This is a genomic window from Bacillus sp. FSL R9-9834, assembly GCF_038006905.1.
Taxonomy (GTDB): domain Bacteria; phylum Bacillota; class Bacilli; order Bacillales; family Bacillaceae_G; genus Bacillus_A; species Bacillus_A pacificus.
Map to the genome: position 1 here is coordinate 5,087,807 of NZ_JBBOWD010000001.1, position 20,219 is coordinate 5,108,025.

Sequence of the window (20,219 nt, forward strand, 5' to 3'; positions counted from 1 at the left end):
AGTATAGCATATTCCTACTGCAATTCACCCTTTGAAATGTAGCGATAAAAATGCGCTGTCGTTGTACTCACATACGGACTAAGCCATAAAAAACCTATTCCAAGTGTAAAAATCGCTAAAATAGCCCAACCGATAAAGCTTAGCCATAAAAGAAATAGATCTAATTTGTGCCCCTTCATCAGATTCTTACTTTCTTTCATAGCTTGTGATACACTATACTCTGGATTTTCAACCATAACATAGTACGTCATTGCATAAGAAAAGTACATCACAATCATACCAACGATTGAAATAGCTAATAGTACAAAGAAAGCAATAGCAAACGACGTATTTCCTTCTTCACCCAAAAATGCAAATAAGGCTACTAGCAACATCGGAATCCATGTACCTGTATATAATAAAATCGCAAGCATTGCCCACATTGTTTTCATCATTCTTTTAAAGCCACGAAATCCTTCGAATAAGTGATCTACTTTAGCACCTTCTCGTTTACTAATCTGTAAAAACACATTTGTATAACCGTATGATGTAATCCCATACGATGCGTTACTCAAAATTATCATAATGCAATAAAAAATCCCGAATGTAACACCTGCTCCAATTGACATTGTTTCCTCTTCAAGTGAACCTGTTAAACCAGCAAACGAGAAAAATATAATAATTCCTGGAATTAAAAGTATAAGCATTGCAGCCATTGAAACAACATAACTTAAAATAAAATATAAAATCGTTGATCCAACACCTAGTCCCCATTTTCCTTTTAAAGATTGCAATGCTTCTCGTTTCATTTCACCAATCATTTATTCATCTCCTTTATAAATTGTTGTACATTCTCTACTTATACGAGCGCTGATATAATTATACCATTTTTGTAAAATTATCCATAAAATCCACAAAAAAATTCGTAAAGGCAAAGCCTTTACGAATTTTTTATTTCATATCGGAAACGTTTAAACGGTTCACAGCACGTTGCAATGCCATTTCTGCACGTTTAAAGTCAACATGTGCTTGTTTATCTTGCAGACGTTGCTCCGCACGACGCTTCGCTTCATTTGCACGATGGATATCGATATGGTTTGCTTCTTCAGCAGATGATGATAATACAGTTACTTTATCTGGACGAACTTCGATAAAGCCACCACTTACTGCTACATAATCAGTGTGTCCACCATTTTTCAGACGAACTGCACTAATTTTTAATGGTGCAACAGTTGGAATGTGACCTGGTAAAATCCCCATTTCCCCACTCTCTGCTTTTACACTTACCATTTCTACTTCTTTTTCGTAAACCGGTCCATCAGGAGTTACAATACTGACTGGAAATGTCTTCATACTTCGTCCCTCCTAAGGCCTTACGCCATCATTTTCTTCGCGTTTTCAATAACTTCTTCAATGCCACCAACTAAGCGGAATGCATCTTCTGGAAGGTCATCATATTTTCCTTCTAGAATTTCTTTGAAACCACGAACTGTGTCTTTTACAGGTACGTAAGAACCTTTTTGACCTGTAAACTGCTCCGCTACGTGGAAGTTTTGAGATAAGAAGAATTGAATACGACGAGCACGATGTACAACTAACTTATCTTCTTCAGATAACTCATCCATACCTAAGATAGCGATGATATCTTGAAGCTCTTTGTAACGTTGTAAAGTTTGCTGTACTTGACGAGCCACTTCATAATGCTCTTCTCCTACGATTTCTGGAGAAAGTGCACGAGATGTAGATGCTAATGGATCTACGGCTGGGTAAATACCCATTTGTGTTAAACGACGCTCTAAGTTTGTTGTTGCATCTAAGTGAGCGAACGTTGTAGCTGGTGCTGGGTCAGTATAGTCATCGGCTGGTACATATACCGCTTGGATAGACGTGATAGACCCTTTATTTGTAGATGTAATACGCTCTTGTAATTGACCCATTTCTGTTGCAAGTGTTGGTTGGTAACCTACCGCAGATGGCATACGACCAAGAAGGGCAGATACTTCAGAACCTGCTTGCGTGAAACGGAAGATATTATCGATGAACAGAAGTACGTCTTGTCCTTGCTCATCACGGAAGTATTCAGCCATTGTTAAGCCTGTTAATGCAACACGTTGACGTGCTCCAGGTGGCTCGTTCATTTGTCCGAATACCATCGCAGTTTTCTTAATTACGCCAGAATCGCTCATTTCGTGGTATAAGTCATTACCCTCACGAGTACGCTCACCTACACCAGCGAATACAGAGATACCACCGTGCTCTTGTGCGATGTTGTTGATTAACTCCTGAATTAATACTGTTTTACCTACACCGGCACCACCGAATAGACCGATCTTACCACCCTTAATGTAAGGAGCAAGTAAGTCTACTACTTTAATACCAGTTTCAAGAATTTCTACTTTAGTAGATAATTCTTCGAATGCAGGTGCTTGACGGTGAATTGGATCACGGCGTACATCCGCAGGAACCTCACCATCTAAGTCAATAGCATCACCTAATACGTTAAATACGCGACCAAGTGTTGCATCACCAACTGGTACAGAGATTGCTTTACCAGTATCTTCTACTTCTGTGCCACGAACAAGTCCATCTGTGGAAGACATCGCAACTGTACGAACTGTATCATCACCTAAATGAAGTGCAACTTCAAATGTTAAGTTAAGTTCACCGTTTTCGTTGCTCTGTTTTACCGTAAGGGCGTTGTAGATTTCTGGTAGCTTTCCGCCATCAAACTTAACGTCTACAACCGGACCCATGATTTGCGTAACGCGCCCTTTATTCATCGGGTTCCCTCCTAGCTTTCTTTTAATTAGCCAACTTTCTACGAGCAGCTAGCTTTTAATTTTTTATTGGTTTATAAGCTTACGCGGCTCTTTTGAATGAGCCGCTTCCGCTTTTTATTAAATCGAGCTCCGGTGGCTAGAAGGGTCGGCCATTTCACTCCTTCCTACGAGGCAAAGAACGCCTCTTTGTCAGGAGTTCCAATGCCCTCCCCTTCTGGACAAGCCACCTACGCTTTTTATTGAATCTAGTTCCAGCGGCTAGAACAGTCGGTCATTTCGCGCCTTCCTACGAGGCAAAAAGCGCCTCTTTGTCAGGAGCTCCAATGCCCTCCTGTTCTGGACGAGCCGCTTCCACTTTTTATTACTACTCTAACGCTGCTGCTCCACCAACGATTTCCGTAATTTCTTGCGTAATCGCTGCCTGACGCGCACGGTTGAATGAAAGTGTAAGTGAATCGATAACTTCCATTGCGTTGTCTGTAGCACTCTTCATTGCTGTCATACGCGCTGCGTGCTCACTTGCTTTACCGTCTAGTAATGCACCGTACACTAAGCTTTCTGCGTATTGTGGCAATAGTACTTTTAAAATTTCTTCTTCAGAAGGTTCGAATTCATAAGCTGTCGTCGGTTTATCAGACGCCACATCAGTAAGCGGTAAAATTTTATTTTCCGTTACTTCTTGTGAAATTTTACTTACGTAATGGTTGTAGTAAATATACAGCTCATCATAAGCACCATCTGCGAACATCGCAATTGCTCGAGAAGCAAGGTCTTTAATATCAGTGAATGATGGGTGATCAGATAATCCAACTACTTCATCAATGATGTTAAAGCCGCGACGTTTTAAATAATCACGTCCTAGTCGTCCAAGCACAATAATTGAATATTGGTTTGAATCCATATTATGACGTTCACGAATTACGTTACTTACTGTACGTAATACGTTACTGTTATAACCACCTGCTAGTCCGCGATCAGATGTAATAACGATGTATCCTGTACGCTTTACAGGACGCGCATTTAGCATTGGATGATTAATTCCTTTACTTCCTTGCGCAATGCTCGCTACTACTTCTTGAATCTTTTCCATATACGGAACGAAAGATTTAGCATTTTGCTCTGCACGGTTTAACTTAGATGCAGATACCATCTCCATCGCTTTCGTAATTTGACTCGTTTTCTTTGTCGAGTTAATCTTCGCTTTTATATCGCGTAAAGATGCCACAGGTTTTCACCACCTTTTTTCCGGAAGTTGGCACGATTAGTAAGAATCCTCTTCCTAATCTACGTTGCAAGATATTCTTGCTCATGATTGAAGGAAAAGAATAGGTGCACCTACTCTTTTCCTTTCACAACCGTCGGCAATCCCAAAGCCCGAGATGCCTTTATATTATCTAGCTCCAGCGGCTTGAATGCTCGGTGGCTTCACTTCTTCCTACGAGGCAAAGACCGCCTCTTCGTCAGAAGCTCCATCCCCCTCACATTCAGGACGAGCCGCTTCCGCTTTTATTAATCTAGTTCCGCCTCCTAGCCCCTTTCGTCTAAGAACCTTCCCCACAAGAAGGTAAAAAGCACCTTCTGTGAGAAAGAACCTTAGCCGATGGGGCTGAACAGTCGGCTTCACTTTTTATTATTATTCAGAAGCTACGAATACTTTTTTAAATCCATTAATTGCTGCTGCAAATTTGTCATCATCCGCAAGTTTCTTAGTTGTGCGGATTTCTTCTAATAAGTCAGTCGCATTAGAATCTAACCAAGCATGGAATTCTTCTTCGAAACGAGTGATATCTACTACTGGGATATCATCTAGGAATCCACGTGTTAAAGCGTAAAGAATGATAACTTGTTTCTCTACACGTAACGGTTTGTGTAATCCTTGTTTTAATACCTCAACAGTACGAGCACCACGGTTTAGTTTCGCTTGAGTTGCTTTATCTAAGTCAGAACCGAACTGAGCGAACGCTTCTAACTCACGGTAAGATGCAAGGTCAAGACGAAGTGTACCTGATACTTTACTCATTGCTTTAATCTGAGCAGATCCACCTACACGAGATACAGAAGTACCCGCATCGATCGCTGGACGTACGCCAGAGAAGAATAGGTCAGATTGTAAGAAGATTTGTCCATCCGTAATCGAGATTACGTTTGTTGGGATGTAAGCTGATACGTCCCCTGCTTGTGTTTCGATGAAAGGTAGTGCAGTTAAAGAACCGCCGCCTTTTGCATCACTTAATTTTGCTGCACGCTCTAATAAGCGAGAATGTAAGTAGAATACATCCCCTGGGTAAGCTTCACGACCTGGAGGACGACGTAATAGTAATGACAGCTCACGGTAAGCTGCTGCTTGTTTTGATAAGTCATCATATACTACTAATACGTGTTTACCATTGTACATGAACTCTTCACCCATTGTTACACCAGCGTAAGGAGCTAGGTATAATAATGGAGCTGGTTGAGAAGCAGATGCAGTTACAACGATTGTGTACTCTAATGCACCATGCTTACGTAGTGTTTCTACTACGTTACGTACAGTTGATTCTTTTTGTCCGATAGCTACGTAAATACAAATCATATCTTCATCTTTTTGGTTAATGATTGTATCTAGTGCAACTGCTGTTTTACCTGTTTGACGGTCACCGATGATTAACTCACGTTGACCACGGCCAATTGGTACAAGAGCGTCGATCGCTTTAATACCTGTTTGAAGTGGCTCATGAACAGATTTACGATCCATTACACCTGGTGCTGGACTTTCGATTGGACGAGTGTTTGTTGTATTGATTGGGCCTAAACCATCAACTGGTTGACCTAATGGGTTTACAACACGACCAATTAGTTCTTTTCCTACTGGTACTTGCATGATGCGACCAGTACGACGAACTTCGTCACCTTCACGGATTTCTGTGTAAGGTCCTAAAATGATAATACCTACGTTGTTTTCCTCTAAATTTTGTGCTAGTCCCATAACGCCGTTAGAGAACTCTACAAGTTCACCAGCCATAACGTTATCAAGACCATGAGCACGCGCGATACCGTCACCAACTTGGATAACTGTACCAACATCACTAACTTCGATTTCAGACTGATAGTTCTCGATTTGTTGCTTTATCAGTGCGCTAATTTCTTCAGCTCTGATGCTCATGTGCTTCACCCCTATCTATTCTTCATTAATTCACGCTGAATACGTGCTAATTTTCCTTGTAAACTTCCGTCATAAATGCGATTTCCAATACGTACTTTAATGCCGCCTAGTAAATCTTCATCTACAACATTTTTTACGCGAATTGCATCTTTTCCTGTTCTCTTTGCAAATGCTTCTGCAATGTTAAGCTTTTCTTCTTCTGATAGAAGACGAGTAGAATATACAGTTGCGTCCGCTACGTTACGTTCTTCATTAGCAAGAACAACATATTCATCTGCAATTTCAGGTAAGATATCAATGCGCTTGTTATCAATTAAAATATATAACGTATTTAAAATAGATTCAGAAACAGACCCGAATACGTTTGCAAGAAACGTTTTCTTTTGTTCCTTTGAAATGTTCGGTTGCGTTAAAAAGCTATGTAGTTCTCCGTTCTTTACATAAACGTTTTGTACAAGGCGTAATTCCTCTTCAAACATTTCTAATACGTGTTTTTCTTTAGCAATTTTAAAAAGAGCGACAGCATAACGTTTTGCTACAATCCCATTGCTCATCGCGCTTCTCCTACTTCTTTAATATAATCGCGAATTAACTTCACTTGATCTTCTTCTTTTAATTCTTTTTCAATTACTTTAGAAGCAATTTGAACAGATAAAGAAGCAACTTGTTCTTGTAAAGCAGCAATCGCTTGCTCTTTTTCGCGTTGAATTTCTTGTACAGCAGATGCTTTAATTGATTCTGCTTCTTCTTTCGCAGCAGCAACAATAGCATCTTTTTGATCTACAGCTTGTTTTTTCGCTCTTTCGATTAACTCTTGTGCTTCAACACGTGATTGTTTTAACATTTCACGTTGTTCTTCTACTAACTTCTTCGCTTCAGCGTTACTTCTTTCTGCAGCGTCGATTTCATTAGTAACATGCTCTTCACGTTCTTTCATAATCCCCATTAAAGGACCCCACGCGAATTTGCGTAGCATTACTAATAGAAGTAAGAAAATGAACAATGTATAAGCAATCGTTCCAAATGGAATGGCAGCCCCTAATAATAAAGTTGGCACAAGGATTCACTCCCTTCAAAATATCTAAATTGATCATATGAAAAAAAAAGACATACGTTTCGTTCATAAAGCAATGGCGAAGAAAGTTCGGAAAAACACTCTTCGCCATCTATGTAAGGGGAGTCTCCCTTATTTGTTCATTACGATGAATGCAATAACTACACCGATGATTGGAAGTGCCTCAACTAAAGCAACCCCGATGAACATAATTGTTTGAAGTGCGCCTTTTAATTCTGGTTGACGAGCAACACCTTCGATTGTACGTGATACGATAAGACCGTTACCAATACCTGCACCTAATGCTGATAAACCAATTGCAATTGCAGCTGCGATTACACCTAAACTCATTTAATTTGTCCTCCTTTGTATTATAAAAAAATAAATTTTTTCTTACTTAAATTATATTAATGGTCATGACTTACTTTATGAGCCATATAAACCATCGTTAACATAACGAAAATAAATGCTTGGATTGATCCAACGAATACACTGAATCCCATCCATGCTAACATCGGTACAAGTGCACCTAATGCTCCAAGGAATGATGCTCCGCCCAACTTAGCAAGTAATCCTAATAAGATCTCACCTGCATAAATGTTACCAAATAAACGAAGACCTAACGTTAATGTGTTAGCAAACTCCTCAATAACCTTTAATGGGAATAAGAATTTCATAGGTTGGAAATAACCTTTTACGTATTCTTTCGTACCCTTCATCTTAATTCCATAATAATGGGTGAGGGTAACTACCATCACGGCTAATGTTAATGTAACTGCTGGATCAGACGTTGGTGATCTCCACCATGCAATATGTTCGCCAGCTTCAGTTGCTGAATACATGAATGGTAAACCAAGGAAGTTCGATACGATGATAAACATGATAAGCGTAACGCCAAGCGTTAAGAAACGTCCACCTGTTTTCCAGTCCATCGTACTATTGATAATCCCTTTCACGAAGTCAAACACCCATTCCATGAAGTTTTGCATTCCTGTTGGGCGAAGGGCTAAGCTGCGAGTTCCGATAACAGCGATTAAGAAAACAATAACTGCTGCTACAGTAACCATCATAACTGATGACAAATCGAACGTTAAACCTAGAAATTCAACTAATTTACCGTGTTCCACTAGTAATTCACCTCTCTTCCCTGCTCTTATACTCTAAATAAAGAAAATCTATGATCATGACAAGGTATCCTGTCAGCAATCCTACACCTAAGCCCCACATCGCAATTAACTCTTGATATTTGGCTGCAAATAAAATTAATAACCCAATCGTGGCGAATCTTGAATATGTACTTACCGCTGTCGCCTTAAACTTCACGTTTTCTCCATTTGTCACGCGATCCAACAGCTTGTCTGTTCTACGTGCAATGATGCGCAAACTAAGAAAACTGAAAATCGTCCCGATAATCAGTCCAAGAAATACATCCTTGTAAGAGGTGAATCCCCATCCTAGCACTAGAAGCGCAAGCAAGTAGTACATATATTTCTTTTGTCTTTGGACAAGTCCATGTACGTCTATCATCATTGCTCTCCCGAATAGTAATGTCGAATGAGTCGAATCATTGCGTATACCCCTGTTCCTAATCCGAGTAATAACCCTATAATAAGAAACAATGGAAACGTTCCAACCTTATTATCAATCCACTGCCCACCAAAGATTCCAACAAGAATAGAACCGACTAACTGAGCAAGAATACCTGACATTAAAGCATAAGCTTTTATATGGCTGCGATCGTTTTTTTGCAAGGATTCATCCCTCCAATATGTAACCCTCATTCACGATGTGTTAATAATAACTCATTTTTTTGCATAAATCCTATACAAAATAAAAAGTTTACATTTTCGTCACGGAATAGATGTATTTTTGTCACTGAAAGCCCTACCATCTATCCCCGTTGTTAGCATACAATAGGGTATTAACAGTGTCAACGAGAAATCGTAAAAAATCAAAAAATTTGAGTATTAGTCATTTCCTCCCAAAAATGAAAACGTTCCCCTTCTAAATACTGGTTAGAGATATGCAATTTCTAACAGTTTTCTCTTTATAATAGAAGGAAATGTTCACAAGTTTGTCACTATTATATTTTTACGATATAACGCTTTCCTTCCATAATATAGTGCTCTTTAGACGTAAGACTTCTATATTATATGTGATGTGTATGCAACTTATGTTGTATATACTATGTATATTTATCCTCTCCCCTCCCCTACTTGCTTACATCAAAAAAAGACGAGCTGAGGAATCCCCCTGCTCGTCAGTTGTCTTACTTCGTTCCGAATAAACGGTCACCAGCATCACCAAGACCTGGTACTACATATCCGTGGTCATTTAATTTCTCATCTAATGCTGCTACATAAATATCAACATCAGGATGTTCTTCTTGTACTACTTTTACTCCTTCTGGAGCTGCAACGATACACATTAATTTAATTTGTTTTGCGCCGCGCTTTTTCAGAGAGTTAATTGCTTCAGCTGCAGAACCACCTGTTGCTAGCATCGGATCTAGTACGATAAAGTCACGCTCTTCTACATCCGTTGGAAGTTTCACATAGTATTCTACCGGTTGCAATGTTTTAGGGTCGCGGTATAAGCCAACGTGTCCTACTTTTGCTGCTGGAATTAATTTCAGAATTCCATCAACCATTCCTAAACCTGCACGTAAAATCGGAATTAAACCAAGTTTTTTACCAGCGATCACTTTTGTTGTCGCTTTGCTTACAGGCGTCTCAATTTCAATGTCTTTAAGTGGAAGGTCGCGAGTAATTTCAAAAGCCATTAAGCTTGCTACTTCGTCCACTAATTCACGAAAATCTTTCGTACCTGTATTCTTGTCGCGAATATATGTAATCTTATGTTGAATTAACGGGTGATCAAATACATACAGTTTTCCCATGTGAATCTCTCCTTTAGATGATATTCATGCGTTTGCACGCTTTTTTACACTATTTACGATTGTAAAGAAAACGCTACTAATATTCAAGGGCAAATTTGGAAAAGTCATGATTTCCGATGAATCTATCTAGTATCTTTACCAATTATGGGAGCTGTATCCTTCATTATATCGCCAAAATTTATTCATCATTTGTATACATACTTAAAGAACAATATATGTCCACAAAAAAGACTGCTAAAACAATTACGTCTCAGCAGCCTTCTTCAATCTATTATAGATCTGTGTACATTGGGAATTTGCTCGTTAACGCTTCTACACGCTTACGTGCTTCTTCTAATGCAGCTTCATTTTCATGATTTTTTAATGTGTAAGCAATAAGTGACGCAATTTCATCCATTTCTTCTAAACCGAAACCACGAGATGTTACAGCTGCTGTACCGATACGTACACCACTTGTTACAAATGGGCTTGCTGTTTCAAATGGAATTGTATTTTTGTTCACTGTAATACCAACTTCGTCCAATACGTGCTCTGCTACTTTACCTGTGATTTCTAGGTTACGAACATCAATTAGGATTAAGTGATTGTCTGTTCCACCAGAAACAAGTGTAAGTCCTTCTTTTTGAAGACCTTCAGCTAAGCGGTTCGCATTGTTAATGATATTTTGTGCATATGTTTTGAAATCATCTTGAAGTGCCTCACCAAACGCAACAGCTTTTGCAGCGATTACGTGCATAAGTGGACCACCTTGAATACCAGGGAAGATTGATTTATCAATTTGTTTTGCAAATTGCTCTTCACATAAAATCATACCACCACGTGGACCACGTAATGTTTTATGTGTTGTTGTTGTAACGAAATGTGCATGTGGCACTGGATTTGGATGTAAACCAGCCGCTACTAAACCTGCGATATGTGCCATATCAACCATTAAGTATGCGCCCACTTCATCTGCAATCTCACGGAATCGTTTGAAATCGATAACACGAGGGTACGCACTTGCACCTGCAACGATTAATTTTGGTTTATGTTCTTTCGCTTTTGCTAATACATCATCGTAATTAATACGGTGAGATTCAGCATCCACGCCATATTCTACGAAATTATATTGTACTCCACTGAAGTTAACAGGGCTTCCGTGTGTTAAGTGACCACCATGAGATAAATTCATACCAAGTACTGTATCGCCTTGCTCTAAAATCGTGAAGTATACTGCCATGTTCGCTTGTGCACCAGAATGCGGTTGAACATTTACGTGCTCTGCGCCGAAAATTTCTTTTACGCGATCACGTGCGATATCTTCTACTACGTCTACATGTTCACAACCACCATAGTAACGTTTCCCAGGATATCCTTCAGCATACTTATTCGTTAAAACAGAACCTTGCGCCTCCATTACTGCTTCACTTACGAAGTTTTCCGAAGCAATTAACTCAATCTTCGAACGCTGTCTTCCTAGTTCTGCCTCAATTGCAGCAAATACCTTTTCATCTTGACGTTTTAAATGATCCACCAAAATCCCCCTTTTCTGAACGAATTACATCGATTCCCAACAGTTTTTTCTTATTTATTCAGAAAAAACGAAAATTCAGGTTGTAATTCTTTCGAACCTTCATGTTTTCAACTACATTCTAACATGACTTTCTATATCATAAAAGAAAAAAAAGACCGATTTTCGGTCTTTTCTTTCTTCTATAATAAAGTCAGACAACATACCTTATTCATAACTTTAACGGCAAGTGATAGTCTCTTCCTTCGCCGCATAAACAGCACGTGCTCCACCAATTAGCTTTCCACGTGTTGTTGCCATCGTTACATGTGCACTTCCAATTTCCTTCACACTAGTACGAACCGGAACAGCTACGTGCTTTAAATGCATACCGATAAATGTATCACCAATATCCATTCCCGCATCTGCTTTAATAAACTCAATTACTACCGGATCTTTCAAATTGTGATAAGCATATGTTGCTAATGCACCACCTGCTGATCTAACAGGCGTAACTGTTACAATTTCAAATTGATATTTCATCGCCAACTCTTTCTCAACTACTACAGCACGGTTTAAATGCTCACAACATTGAAACGCCAACTCAATACCTGTTTGTTCTTGAAATTGTTTTAACTCAGAAAAAATCGCCTCTGCTACTTCCATCGTTCCTGATGTCCCAATTCTTTCTCCTAGCACTTCGCTCGTACTACACCCCACTACAAAAATTTGACCACTTTGTAATGAAGCTTGTTCTTGGAAATCAGAAAGCGAAATTTGTAGCTGTTCTCTTACCTTTACGATTTCTGTCATTACGCCTCTTCCTTTCACAGGTTGGTTCACCAAATTATATTTCCTACTGCTTCTAGTTAGAATCTATTACTTTGCTTCGTATGTTTTAATTTTTCCTACGCGGTTTTCATGACGGCCGCCTTCAAATTCAGTTGTTAACCAAATTTTTGCGATGTCACGTGCTAGACCAGCACCAATTACACGCTCGCCCATTGCTAACATGTTTGTATCGTTATGCTCTCTCGTTGCTCTCGCACTGAAAGTATCATGAACTAACGCACAACGAATACCATTTACTTTGTTTGCAGCAATTGACATACCGATGCCTGTCCCACAAACTAAAATACCACGATCTACTTCGCCATTTGCTACCATTTCCGCTGCTGGAAACGCAAAATCAGGGTAATCAACAGAACCAGCTTCACATTCACAACCTAAATCAATATATTCAATATTTAACTCTTCTAATAAACTTACAAGTTCTTTACGGATATTCATACCGCCGTGATCAGATGCTACTACTACTTTCATTTTTACCCCTCCAAAGTTTCAATCCATTATCTTCATTCTCACTTAATCCTTTAATGGGACGAAGTGATCTCCAATATCGTATTATACACGAAACATCAACCTTCTGAATGTTTTTTCAGTAAAGTTTGTACAAGTTTTTCCATCTCTTCTAATGTTTCTTTATAAATAGAGAGAGATCCGCCGAATGGATCTGAAATATCCTTACTCATCCCCTCAGTTACTCCATATAATGTATCTACTTTCCCTTCAACACTCGGATAATGCCCAAGGATAATTTCCTTATGGTTTTCCGTCATTGTTACTATAATATCTGCCCAATCAATTAAGGCTTCGTTTACCTGCTGTGAAGCATGATCGATTGCAATTCCCTTTTCAGCTAAAGCTTCTTTTGCATGTACCGACGCATCACTTCCAGGATAGGCGAAAACACCAGCAGATTGCACTTCAAACTTACCTTCTCCATAATGGCGCAGTAACGCCTCAGCCATCGGACTACGGCATGTATTTCCAGTGCAAACAAATAATACTCGTTTCATCTAAACCCACCCCTTTTCTCTATTTCCTTCCTTTTATCATAGCGTACATTACAATAGAACAAAAGAAATGTGAATATACGAAAGGCGCATTTCTCTTATATTTTTTCTAAGAAAAATGCGCCTTATCCACATATATGTGAAACCCTATTTCCAAGTGCCCAAAGTATTTTACCATATATAAGGAACAGACTACAAAACAAAATAAGGAATCCATTTCATACGAAACGGATTCCTTTCATGTGATAATTATTTCATTGTAACTTTCATTACTTCTGTTGAACCTTTTGTAGCAGTTACACCTACAGTTGTCTTAATAGACTCAGCTGCATCTGTGTTTGTAATAACGATTGGAGTAATTGTGCTTTTCGCTTTTTCACGAATTAATTCTAAGTCGAATGAGATTAATTTATCTCCAGCTTTTACAGCTTGTCCTTCAGAAACGTGAGCTTCGAAACCTTCACCTTCCATTTTTACAGTTTCTAATCCAACGTGGATTAAAATTTCTGTACCGTTTTTCGCTTTAATTCCAATTGCATGTTTCGTGTGGAATAATTGTACGATTTCGCCATCAACTGGAGATACAACTACACCTTCAGTAGGATCGATTGCAACACCGTCACCCATCATACGACCAGCGAATACTGGATCTGGTACTTCTTCAATATTTTTCACTGCTCCAGTTAATGGAGCTACGATTGTTTCTTCATTTGTTTTTGAACCAAGACCGAATAATTTTTTAAACATAGGATAGTCCTCCTTATAATTTACCTAAAAGTTTATAGGGCAATCTCTATTAAAGATCAGAATAAACGTAAGACCTCATACTTCGAATATTATACTGTAAAAACGCTTTCGAAATAAATTACGTCATTACTACTAGACTCTTATTGTAGCGTCTCACAAAATTCCAGTCAATTCTGATTGTCTGAATAACAATAAGAAGTTAACTTCTACTTATATTTTCTCTTTTTTTACCCAACTTGTCTAGAGGTCTTTACTACATTTTATTTTTTGTTGTTAATTTGTAAAATTTTTTTCAAACTTTTTTCGAAATCCACTTGACTAAAGTAAGTAACTATTTTATTATTACTTACGTAAGATAAGTTAATAACTTTTAGGAGGTTTTCAAAAATGATGGATTTCGGTCTTCTTATTATTCGTCTTATTATAGGTATTACATTCATGGGTCATGGTGCTCAAAAATTATTTGGTTGGTTCGGCGGTTACGGTTTAAAAGGAACAGGTGGCTGGATGGAATCAATCGGTTTACGCCCTGGTGTATTTATGGCATTTATGGCTGGCGCAACTGAATTATTAGGTGGTTTCTTATTCGCATCAGGTATTTTCACTGCAATCGGTTCATTATTTATCGTTGGAACAATGTTAATGGCGATCTTCACTGTTCATGGAAAAAACGGTTACTGGGTAACTCAAAATGGATATGAATATAACTTAATGTTAATCGCTGTTGCTATCAGTGTAGCTTTAATCGGTCCTGGCGCATACGTTTTACTATAATTTTTATCTTGAATTCGAGATTATTTAGGTGGAACTTACTTCATTGTAGTTGAAGTAAGTTCTTTTTATGTAATAAAAATATTATTTTCAGCAGGAGTTTTCCACTAACATCTTGTAAACAAACAATAAGTCGTCATATTTAGAAAGGGGATTTCAATCATGTTATCCATTAATCCAAATGAACAATCGGAAAAAGAGAATTACAAATTATTAACGGGAAGTATCATCCCACGCCCTGTCGCATTTGTTACTTCTGTAACAAAAGACGGCGTATTAAACGGCGCACCATATAGTTATTTCAATATTGTCGCTGCTAATCCACCACTTATTTCAGTTTCTGTACAACGAAAAGCTGGAGAAAGAAAAGACACTTCCCGAAACGCAATTGAAAAAGGAGAATTTGTCGTACATATCTCTGATGAATCATACGTAGCGGCAATTAACGAAACAGCAGCTAATCTCCCTCCAAATGAAAGTGAAATTGAACTAGCAAAATTAACACCAATTGAAAGTGATGTCATCTCCGTTCCAGGTGTAAAAGAAGCAAATATTCGAATGGAATGCGTACTAGAACGCGCAATCCCTCTCGGCGGAACAGAAGACTCACCGGCTTGCGATCTACTAATCGGACGCGTCGTTCGTTTCCACGTCGCAGACCACCTATACGAAAATGGACGCATTCATGCAGAAGGACTAAAACCAGTAAGCCGCCTAGCAGGACACAACTACGCAAAACTAGGAGAACAATTTGAATTAGTGAGGCCAGTTTAAAAGCGGAAGCGGCTCGCTCAGAATCGCAGGACATTAGAACTCTCGACCTTGAAGCGCTTTTTGCTTCGAGCGAGAGAGTGAAATGGCCGGAGATTCTAGCCGCTGGAGCTGGATAATATTTAAAAGCGGAAGCGGCTCGCTCAGAATGGGAGGAGGATGGAGCTTCTGACGTAGAGGCGCTTTTTGCCTCGTAGGAAGACGCGAAGCCACCGACCATTCTAGCCGCTGGAACTGGATAGGAAGCGTCCCCTCAGAATGGAAGTAACAATAATATAAAAAGGTGTACCAAATTAATTTGGTACACCCCTTTCATAGAAGAAGAAAAATAATTTTTCAGTATTGGTCATCGACCTCTTTTACCATTATTGGTCATCGGTAAAAAGTAACAGTGTGATCGGTTATTGGATGATTGGTTGTCCTTTGGCCATCACAAATCTCATTTTTACAAAAGTGGTCTTCTTCTATGCCTTGAAGCAGAGTCTCACCACTTCAAGGTTTAAAAGTATTTTTCACCATCAAAGTCTAGTTCAATGGCATAGTTTTTCGCATTAATTAAGTTAGATAACCTATTAGCTTGTCTCTCTAACTCTAAACCTTTTACACGATATACTTCTGGATCAAACATGGCTACTTTTACAAGCGATGATGTTTCACCGTAAGAATATACATGTTCTTCTTTCTTACTCACGCCAAACTCTTTACACTTTCGAGCTTTTGCACGTAACTGCGTTGCAAGTTCTATCGCTTCAACAATCGTTATATTCTCTCCGTTGAAATTCACTTCATTTCGGATATTTGCTTCATACATTAATTTATCTAAAAGACGAAAATCAGCGCGAACTTCATCTAGCTCCTGTTCAACTTGTACCAATGTACGCGTCTGTTTTGGAAGTGTATCACCTTTTTCAATTTCAACAAATCCAATTTGGTTCATCTCTTCTTCTAATTCATGTATCCTTTTCGATAATACACTTTTTAATTTTACAGCTTCTGCCAAAGAAATGTTAGACATAGTATCCCCCTTATATCTCTTCTTTCTGCTCCTCTAAAGTAGGTACTTTCTCTTTTTTCGGTTTCCCAAGCTTAATGACTAAGAAATATAGGGAAAGCAATGTAATAAGAAAAACAATTATAAATGGATACGGAGAATAAAAGGCACGCGCTGCCTCCGTTTTCCCTGCAACAAACTTCAATGACTCAATATCTAAAAACTCAGCAAACATTTGTACACCGAGCATACTAAACCAAAAAACAAAAAAACTAATAATAATACCAAAAACTTGCTTCAATCTCGTCATCCATCTCATCCTTTCTATATGTTTAATTTTTTAGCGCAATCAGTATAGTACAAACAAAACTATGCACAGAAAGGAACTATCTTACCATTCGCGAATTAATTTAATCCAACCTAAAATTGAAATTTGTAAAATAATACCCCAAATAACAAGTAGTCGTAACCATCTCGGAAAAAAAGTTACAAATCGAATATACCATTCCAATAATTTGTTCATAACGCCCTCCCCCTTAAAATTATATAGGAAAAAGGAGATATAATCCAAATCCAACCAAAATGATACCACCTACTATCTCACCGTATGTACCGAGCATACCTTTCGCATGCCTACCAATGAATAAACCAGTCCACGCTAATAACATACTAATAAATCCAAAGAGTAATATCGTAATAACTGTCTGTGCTCCGTAAATACCAAGACTAAGCCCTACTGAAAAACTATCTATACTAACACCAAATGCAAATACGAATAAACTAATTCCAATAGGGGCTGTTCTAGTCTCTTCATTCTCTAAAATAGAGGAATACACAATATAAAATCCTAGTCCTATTAATAAAATAGCACCTGCAAAATGTGCAATGTCTCCATACTGCTCTGATAAAAAACGACCTAATACCATCCCAATAAATGGCATGATAATATGAAATATCCCTATCGTCACACCGATATACAGGATCTGTCTTATCTTTAAGGCCATCATTCCCATACCAAGACTCACCGAAAATGCATCCATCCCTAAGGCGAATGCCATAATTATTAAAGGTATTAGCTGTTCAAACGTCATTCATGTCCCTCCTCGGACGTGCTACTTCACAATATGCTTATCCGAGGAGAAATATTCTGTTTGCTAATCGTACCTTATCATTCAGTAATAATTTGATGTCCTGCCGCTTTTGTTAAACGATTCATAATGGCATTCCCTATTCCTTCATTCGGGAATGATTCACTAAAAATAACATCCACTTCACTTGCATCAAATGTTCTAAGTACATCATATAATTTAGTCGCAACGCTAGCTAAATCACTTCGAACACCACAAGATAATACAACATCCGCGCTATATACATGCTGATACTCTTCTGTCGTTAATACACCGACTTTGAATCCTTCTTCCTTTTTCTTATCCACAATAAGCTGAATAAATTCACGTGAACCTTCAACAATACTTAGCGGCGCTTTCGGTGCATAATGTGTATATTTCATTCCAGGTGATTTAGGTTTTTCCTTCTCATCCTTTAGAGCCGGATCTAAAGAAACCGTGCCAATCACCGCTTCCAATTGTTCTTTCGTAATTCCACCTGGGCGTAATATCGTTGGAACAGCGCTCGTACAATCAATTACAGTCGATTCAACACCGACTCCTGTTGCACCACCATCTACAATACCTGCGATTTTCTCATTTAAATCTTCATATACGTGAGATGCTAACGTCGGACTTGGACGACCTGAACGATTTGCACTAGGTGCTGCAACAGGTACATTTGCCTCTTCAATAAGAGCAAGAGCTACCGGATGATCAGGCATTCTTACTCCAACCGTATTAAGTCCTGCCGTTACCTTCTCTGAAATCCCTTCTTTTCTAGGTAAAATAATTGTTAAAGGGCCCGGCCAAAAATGCTCCATTAACTGTTCTGCAACTGGCGGAATTTCCTTCACAATACCATCTAACTGCGATTTTGTACCGATGTGGACAATAAGTGGATTATCACTCGGTCTTCCTTTCGCTTCAAAAATTTTCGCAATCGCTTCATCATTCATCGCGTTTGCACCTAGTCCATATACCGTTTCTGTAGGGAAGGCAATCGCCTCATTTTCCCTTAATAATTTTGCTGCTTCTTGTAACTGTGGATAATATTTTTTTCTTTCCACAACATTATCCACAACCCACATATTTGTATGCATTTTTTCCCACGTCCTTTTCTACCCTGAAATACTTGTCTATTTTTAGTTTACTATGAGATTTATCCAAAAGACAAACAAGGTTTATCCACAAAATGTGGATAAACCTAATTAATCCGTGGATAACTTTGTGAATAGCTGACAATTTAGTATTATTGCATTTGGCTCTTTTATATTTTTACAAAAGTGTTCTAACTGTCGAATTCCCTCTGGTACGTTCTCTTTCTCTATCGTAACAAAGTCAAAAAACTGAAAGATCGTTATAGATTGTGGATGATTTGTTAGTAAGTACAATTGTCGAATATTTTTTTCTTTCATATACTGCAAAAACATTTCAAAAAAATATAAGAAAGTCTGTTTATCCACATTAGGTGTGAATAAACAAGAACGAATAAGTGCGTTTTCTTCACTTTGTTCATATCCAATGACTGCCCGTATTTCTTCCGCCTCTTCCAAAATCATAAACTGTGCGTACAACTCATTTATTTTATCATCTTTTTTATTAGCTTGTCCGAAAAAAGAATGCAATCTTTCCACATCTGCCTTTGTCGCAAAATATACCTTCTTCATAATAAATCCCTCCTCTTTTTTATATATGAGAAGGGATTTACGAATAGTACTATTTAGAGAATAAAGATGTAAAAGCTTCTACAATAAATAACTTAACTTCCGGCTTTTCTTCTTCCTCTTCTACTTTTACATACTCATTTCGCTTTTCTTGTTTTTGTTCCACAGGTTTCTCCACTTTTTCCACAGTTTTTGTTTCCTCTTTACTTGCAGGTTGTTCTTCTACTTTCGTTTCATTTTTTACTACTTTTTTTTCAGAAGCTGTTACTTTTTTTGCGACTTCCTGCTTTACAACTTTCTTTTCTTTCACCTCATCCCCTTTTTTCTCTTCTGCATTTACTTCTTCATCATCTATTTGTTTCACTTGCTCCTCTTCAGGAGATTCAGCCTTCACAACATGTTCTTCTTTCCTTACAGCTGTACCACTTGAAAAATCTAAGAAACACATTGGTGGAAATAGTACACACCACCAGTTTGCCCCTTCACCTTCCCCAATTGTAATTAAGACTGCTTCATATTCCCCTGCCGGATAAATAAAATTCCCATATACCTTTGTAGGAAACTTTACATTTTTACTGAATTTCACTTGAAATGAATCTTTACTTCCTTCTTTTTTCAACGTATTTGCTACTGTTTTTTCGATTTCTGGAATATGACTTTGAATGACCTTGCGTGCCTCTTCAAATGAAGTTAAATCAGCTACCCATCCATCAATTTGTGCTTTTACTTCATCACGCACTTTGCGCTTTAACGCCTGGTCTTTATCTGAATCACTATTTGCTAAAATCCGTAATCGAACGGCCTCTTTCGGAATAACTGAAGGCCCTTTCGCATCAGCTTTCATATATCCAAACTGCACAAGTAACTGTGCACCAATTAATAATAGAAGAAGATAAGCAATAACTTGTTTTTTCATTTCCTCCACCGCCCCTTCTACAAACAGTGTAGACAGACTTTCATCTTTCTA

27 protein-coding genes are annotated in these 20,219 nt (G+C 38.3%); 2 read left to right on the forward strand and 25 right to left on the reverse strand.

Features of this window, described 5'->3' with window-relative positions; genetic code table 11:
• Positions 1-14: 14 nt before the first annotated feature.
• The 18 genes from MKY00_RS26680 to MKY00_RS26765 form a co-directional block, all read right to left on the reverse strand.
• Complete coding sequence (locus MKY00_RS26680) at positions 15-800, reverse strand: DUF975 family protein (RefSeq protein ID WP_016719000.1); 786 nt, start codon at positions 798-800, stop codon at positions 15-17.
• A gap of 130 nt (positions 801-930) precedes the next feature.
• Positions 931-1,332 (reverse strand): F0F1 ATP synthase subunit epsilon, encoded by a 402-nt coding sequence (atpC, locus tag MKY00_RS26685; RefSeq protein ID WP_000847211.1) that lies wholly within the window; start codon positions 1,330-1,332, stop codon positions 931-933.
• Positions 1,333-1,352: 20 nt separating this feature from the next.
• Positions 1,353-2,759: a F0F1 ATP synthase subunit beta gene (gene atpD / locus MKY00_RS26690; protein WP_001032591.1), complete on the reverse strand. Its 1,407-nt coding sequence runs from the start codon at positions 2,757-2,759 to the stop codon at positions 1,353-1,355.
• Positions 2,760-3,123: 364 nt separating this feature from the next.
• Positions 3,124-3,984 carry a F0F1 ATP synthase subunit gamma gene (atpG, locus tag MKY00_RS26695; RefSeq protein WP_000157696.1) on the reverse strand — a complete coding sequence of 287 codons (861 nt, stop codon included), beginning with the start codon at positions 3,982-3,984 and terminating at the stop codon, positions 3,124-3,126.
• 408 nt (positions 3,985-4,392) lie between these two features.
• Positions 4,393-5,901, reverse strand: coding sequence for a F0F1 ATP synthase subunit alpha (gene atpA, locus MKY00_RS26700; protein WP_000027518.1), 1,509 nt, complete (start codon positions 5,899-5,901; stop codon positions 4,393-4,395).
• Between the two features lie 11 nt (positions 5,902-5,912).
• On the reverse strand, positions 5,913-6,455 hold the full coding sequence (gene atpH / locus MKY00_RS26705; RefSeq protein WP_000064683.1) for a F0F1 ATP synthase subunit delta: 543 nt from the start codon (positions 6,453-6,455) through the stop codon (positions 5,913-5,915).
• Positions 6,452-6,958 (reverse strand): F0F1 ATP synthase subunit B, encoded by a 507-nt coding sequence (gene atpF / locus MKY00_RS26710; RefSeq protein WP_001142617.1) that lies wholly within the window; start codon positions 6,956-6,958, stop codon positions 6,452-6,454. The genes atpH and atpF overlap by 4 nt, the downstream gene beginning before the upstream one ends.
• 129 nt (positions 6,959-7,087) lie before the next feature.
• Positions 7,088-7,306 (reverse strand): F0F1 ATP synthase subunit C, encoded by a 219-nt coding sequence (gene atpE, locus MKY00_RS26715; RefSeq protein WP_000052064.1) that lies wholly within the window; start codon positions 7,304-7,306, stop codon positions 7,088-7,090.
• Between the two features lie 56 nt (positions 7,307-7,362).
• Positions 7,363-8,082: a F0F1 ATP synthase subunit A gene (gene atpB / locus MKY00_RS26720; RefSeq protein WP_000399870.1), complete on the reverse strand. Its 720-nt coding sequence runs from the start codon at positions 8,080-8,082 to the stop codon at positions 7,363-7,365.
• A 7-nt stretch (positions 8,083-8,089) separates the two neighbouring features.
• Positions 8,090-8,482 carry an ATP synthase subunit I gene (locus MKY00_RS26725; RefSeq protein ID WP_000567600.1) on the reverse strand — a complete coding sequence of 131 codons (393 nt, stop codon included), beginning with the start codon at positions 8,480-8,482 and terminating at the stop codon, positions 8,090-8,092.
• Positions 8,482-8,706: an AtpZ/AtpI family protein gene (locus MKY00_RS26730; protein WP_001171223.1), complete on the reverse strand. Its 225-nt coding sequence runs from the start codon at positions 8,704-8,706 to the stop codon at positions 8,482-8,484. Before MKY00_RS26730 ends, MKY00_RS26725 begins: the two co-directional genes overlap by 1 nt.
• A 26-nt stretch (positions 8,707-8,732) precedes the next feature.
• Positions 8,733-8,846, reverse strand: a complete 114-nt coding sequence (locus MKY00_RS26735) for a DUF4024 domain-containing protein (RefSeq protein WP_000232961.1) — start codon at positions 8,844-8,846, stop codon at positions 8,733-8,735.
• 378 nt (positions 8,847-9,224) lie between these two features.
• Positions 9,225-9,854: a uracil phosphoribosyltransferase gene (upp, locus tag MKY00_RS26740; RefSeq protein WP_000517539.1), complete on the reverse strand. Its 630-nt coding sequence runs from the start codon at positions 9,852-9,854 to the stop codon at positions 9,225-9,227.
• Positions 9,855-10,125: 271 nt separating this feature from the next.
• Positions 10,126-11,367 (reverse strand): serine hydroxymethyltransferase, encoded by a 1,242-nt coding sequence (gene glyA / locus MKY00_RS26745; protein ID WP_000349818.1) that lies wholly within the window; start codon positions 11,365-11,367, stop codon positions 10,126-10,128.
• Between the two features lie 216 nt (positions 11,368-11,583).
• Positions 11,584-12,156 carry a TIGR01440 family protein gene (locus tag MKY00_RS26750; protein WP_029141237.1) on the reverse strand — a complete coding sequence of 191 codons (573 nt, stop codon included), beginning with the start codon at positions 12,154-12,156 and terminating at the stop codon, positions 11,584-11,586.
• A 66-nt stretch (positions 12,157-12,222) separates the two neighbouring features.
• Positions 12,223-12,666 (reverse strand): ribose 5-phosphate isomerase B, encoded by a 444-nt coding sequence (gene rpiB, locus MKY00_RS26755; RefSeq protein WP_000869919.1) that lies wholly within the window; start codon positions 12,664-12,666, stop codon positions 12,223-12,225.
• 95 nt (positions 12,667-12,761) lie between these two features.
• The gene (locus MKY00_RS26760) at positions 12,762-13,202 is read right to left on the reverse strand and encodes a low molecular weight protein arginine phosphatase (protein ID WP_016719002.1); all 441 of its coding nucleotides are present in this window, start codon (positions 13,200-13,202) and stop codon (positions 12,762-12,764) included.
• 246 nt (positions 13,203-13,448) lie between these two features.
• The gene (locus MKY00_RS26765; protein ID WP_000473666.1) at positions 13,449-13,946 is read right to left on the reverse strand and encodes a PTS sugar transporter subunit IIA; all 498 of its coding nucleotides are present in this window, start codon (positions 13,944-13,946) and stop codon (positions 13,449-13,451) included.
• 387 nt (positions 13,947-14,333) lie between these two features.
• On the opposite strand from MKY00_RS26765, the gene MKY00_RS26770 reads away from it, so the two are divergent.
• Both MKY00_RS26770 and MKY00_RS26775 read left to right on the forward strand, forming a co-directional pair.
• Positions 14,334-14,720, forward strand: a complete 387-nt coding sequence (locus MKY00_RS26770; protein ID WP_016719003.1) for a DoxX family protein — start codon at positions 14,334-14,336, stop codon at positions 14,718-14,720.
• A 159-nt stretch (positions 14,721-14,879) separates the two neighbouring features.
• Entirely contained in the window at positions 14,880-15,491 is a 612-nt protein-coding gene (locus MKY00_RS26775; protein WP_014893403.1) for a flavin reductase family protein, read from the forward strand.
• A gap of 496 nt (positions 15,492-15,987) precedes the next feature.
• Here the strand turns inward: MKY00_RS26775 and MKY00_RS26780 are convergent, their stop codons facing one another.
• From MKY00_RS26780 to spoIIR, 7 genes are all read right to left on the reverse strand, one after another.
• Entirely contained in the window at positions 15,988-16,503 is a 516-nt protein-coding gene (locus MKY00_RS26780; RefSeq protein WP_000065590.1) for a hypothetical protein, read from the reverse strand.
• Between the two features lie 10 nt (positions 16,504-16,513).
• A complete protein-coding gene (locus MKY00_RS26785) occupies positions 16,514-16,789 on the reverse strand; it encodes a DUF3935 domain-containing protein (RefSeq protein ID WP_000197468.1) in 276 nt (91 codons plus the stop codon).
• Between the two features lie 81 nt (positions 16,790-16,870).
• Positions 16,871-17,002, reverse strand: coding sequence for a hypothetical protein (locus MKY00_RS26790; RefSeq protein ID WP_001037628.1), 132 nt, complete (start codon positions 17,000-17,002; stop codon positions 16,871-16,873).
• A 19-nt stretch (positions 17,003-17,021) separates the two neighbouring features.
• A complete protein-coding gene (locus tag MKY00_RS26795; RefSeq protein ID WP_000142468.1) occupies positions 17,022-17,570 on the reverse strand; it encodes a manganese efflux pump MntP in 549 nt (182 codons plus the stop codon).
• 77 nt (positions 17,571-17,647) lie between these two features.
• Positions 17,648-18,688, reverse strand: a complete 1,041-nt coding sequence (locus MKY00_RS26800) for an L-threonylcarbamoyladenylate synthase (RefSeq protein ID WP_000557347.1) — start codon at positions 18,686-18,688, stop codon at positions 17,648-17,650.
• A gap of 108 nt (positions 18,689-18,796) precedes the next feature.
• Positions 18,797-19,255 carry a mechanosensitive ion channel protein gene (locus MKY00_RS26805; RefSeq protein WP_000758435.1) on the reverse strand — a complete coding sequence of 153 codons (459 nt, stop codon included), beginning with the start codon at positions 19,253-19,255 and terminating at the stop codon, positions 18,797-18,799.
• Positions 19,256-19,304: 49 nt separating this feature from the next.
• Positions 19,305-20,168, reverse strand: a complete 864-nt coding sequence (gene spoIIR, locus MKY00_RS26810) for a stage II sporulation protein R (RefSeq protein WP_029141238.1) — start codon at positions 20,166-20,168, stop codon at positions 19,305-19,307.
• Positions 20,169-20,219 lie beyond the last annotated feature (51 nt).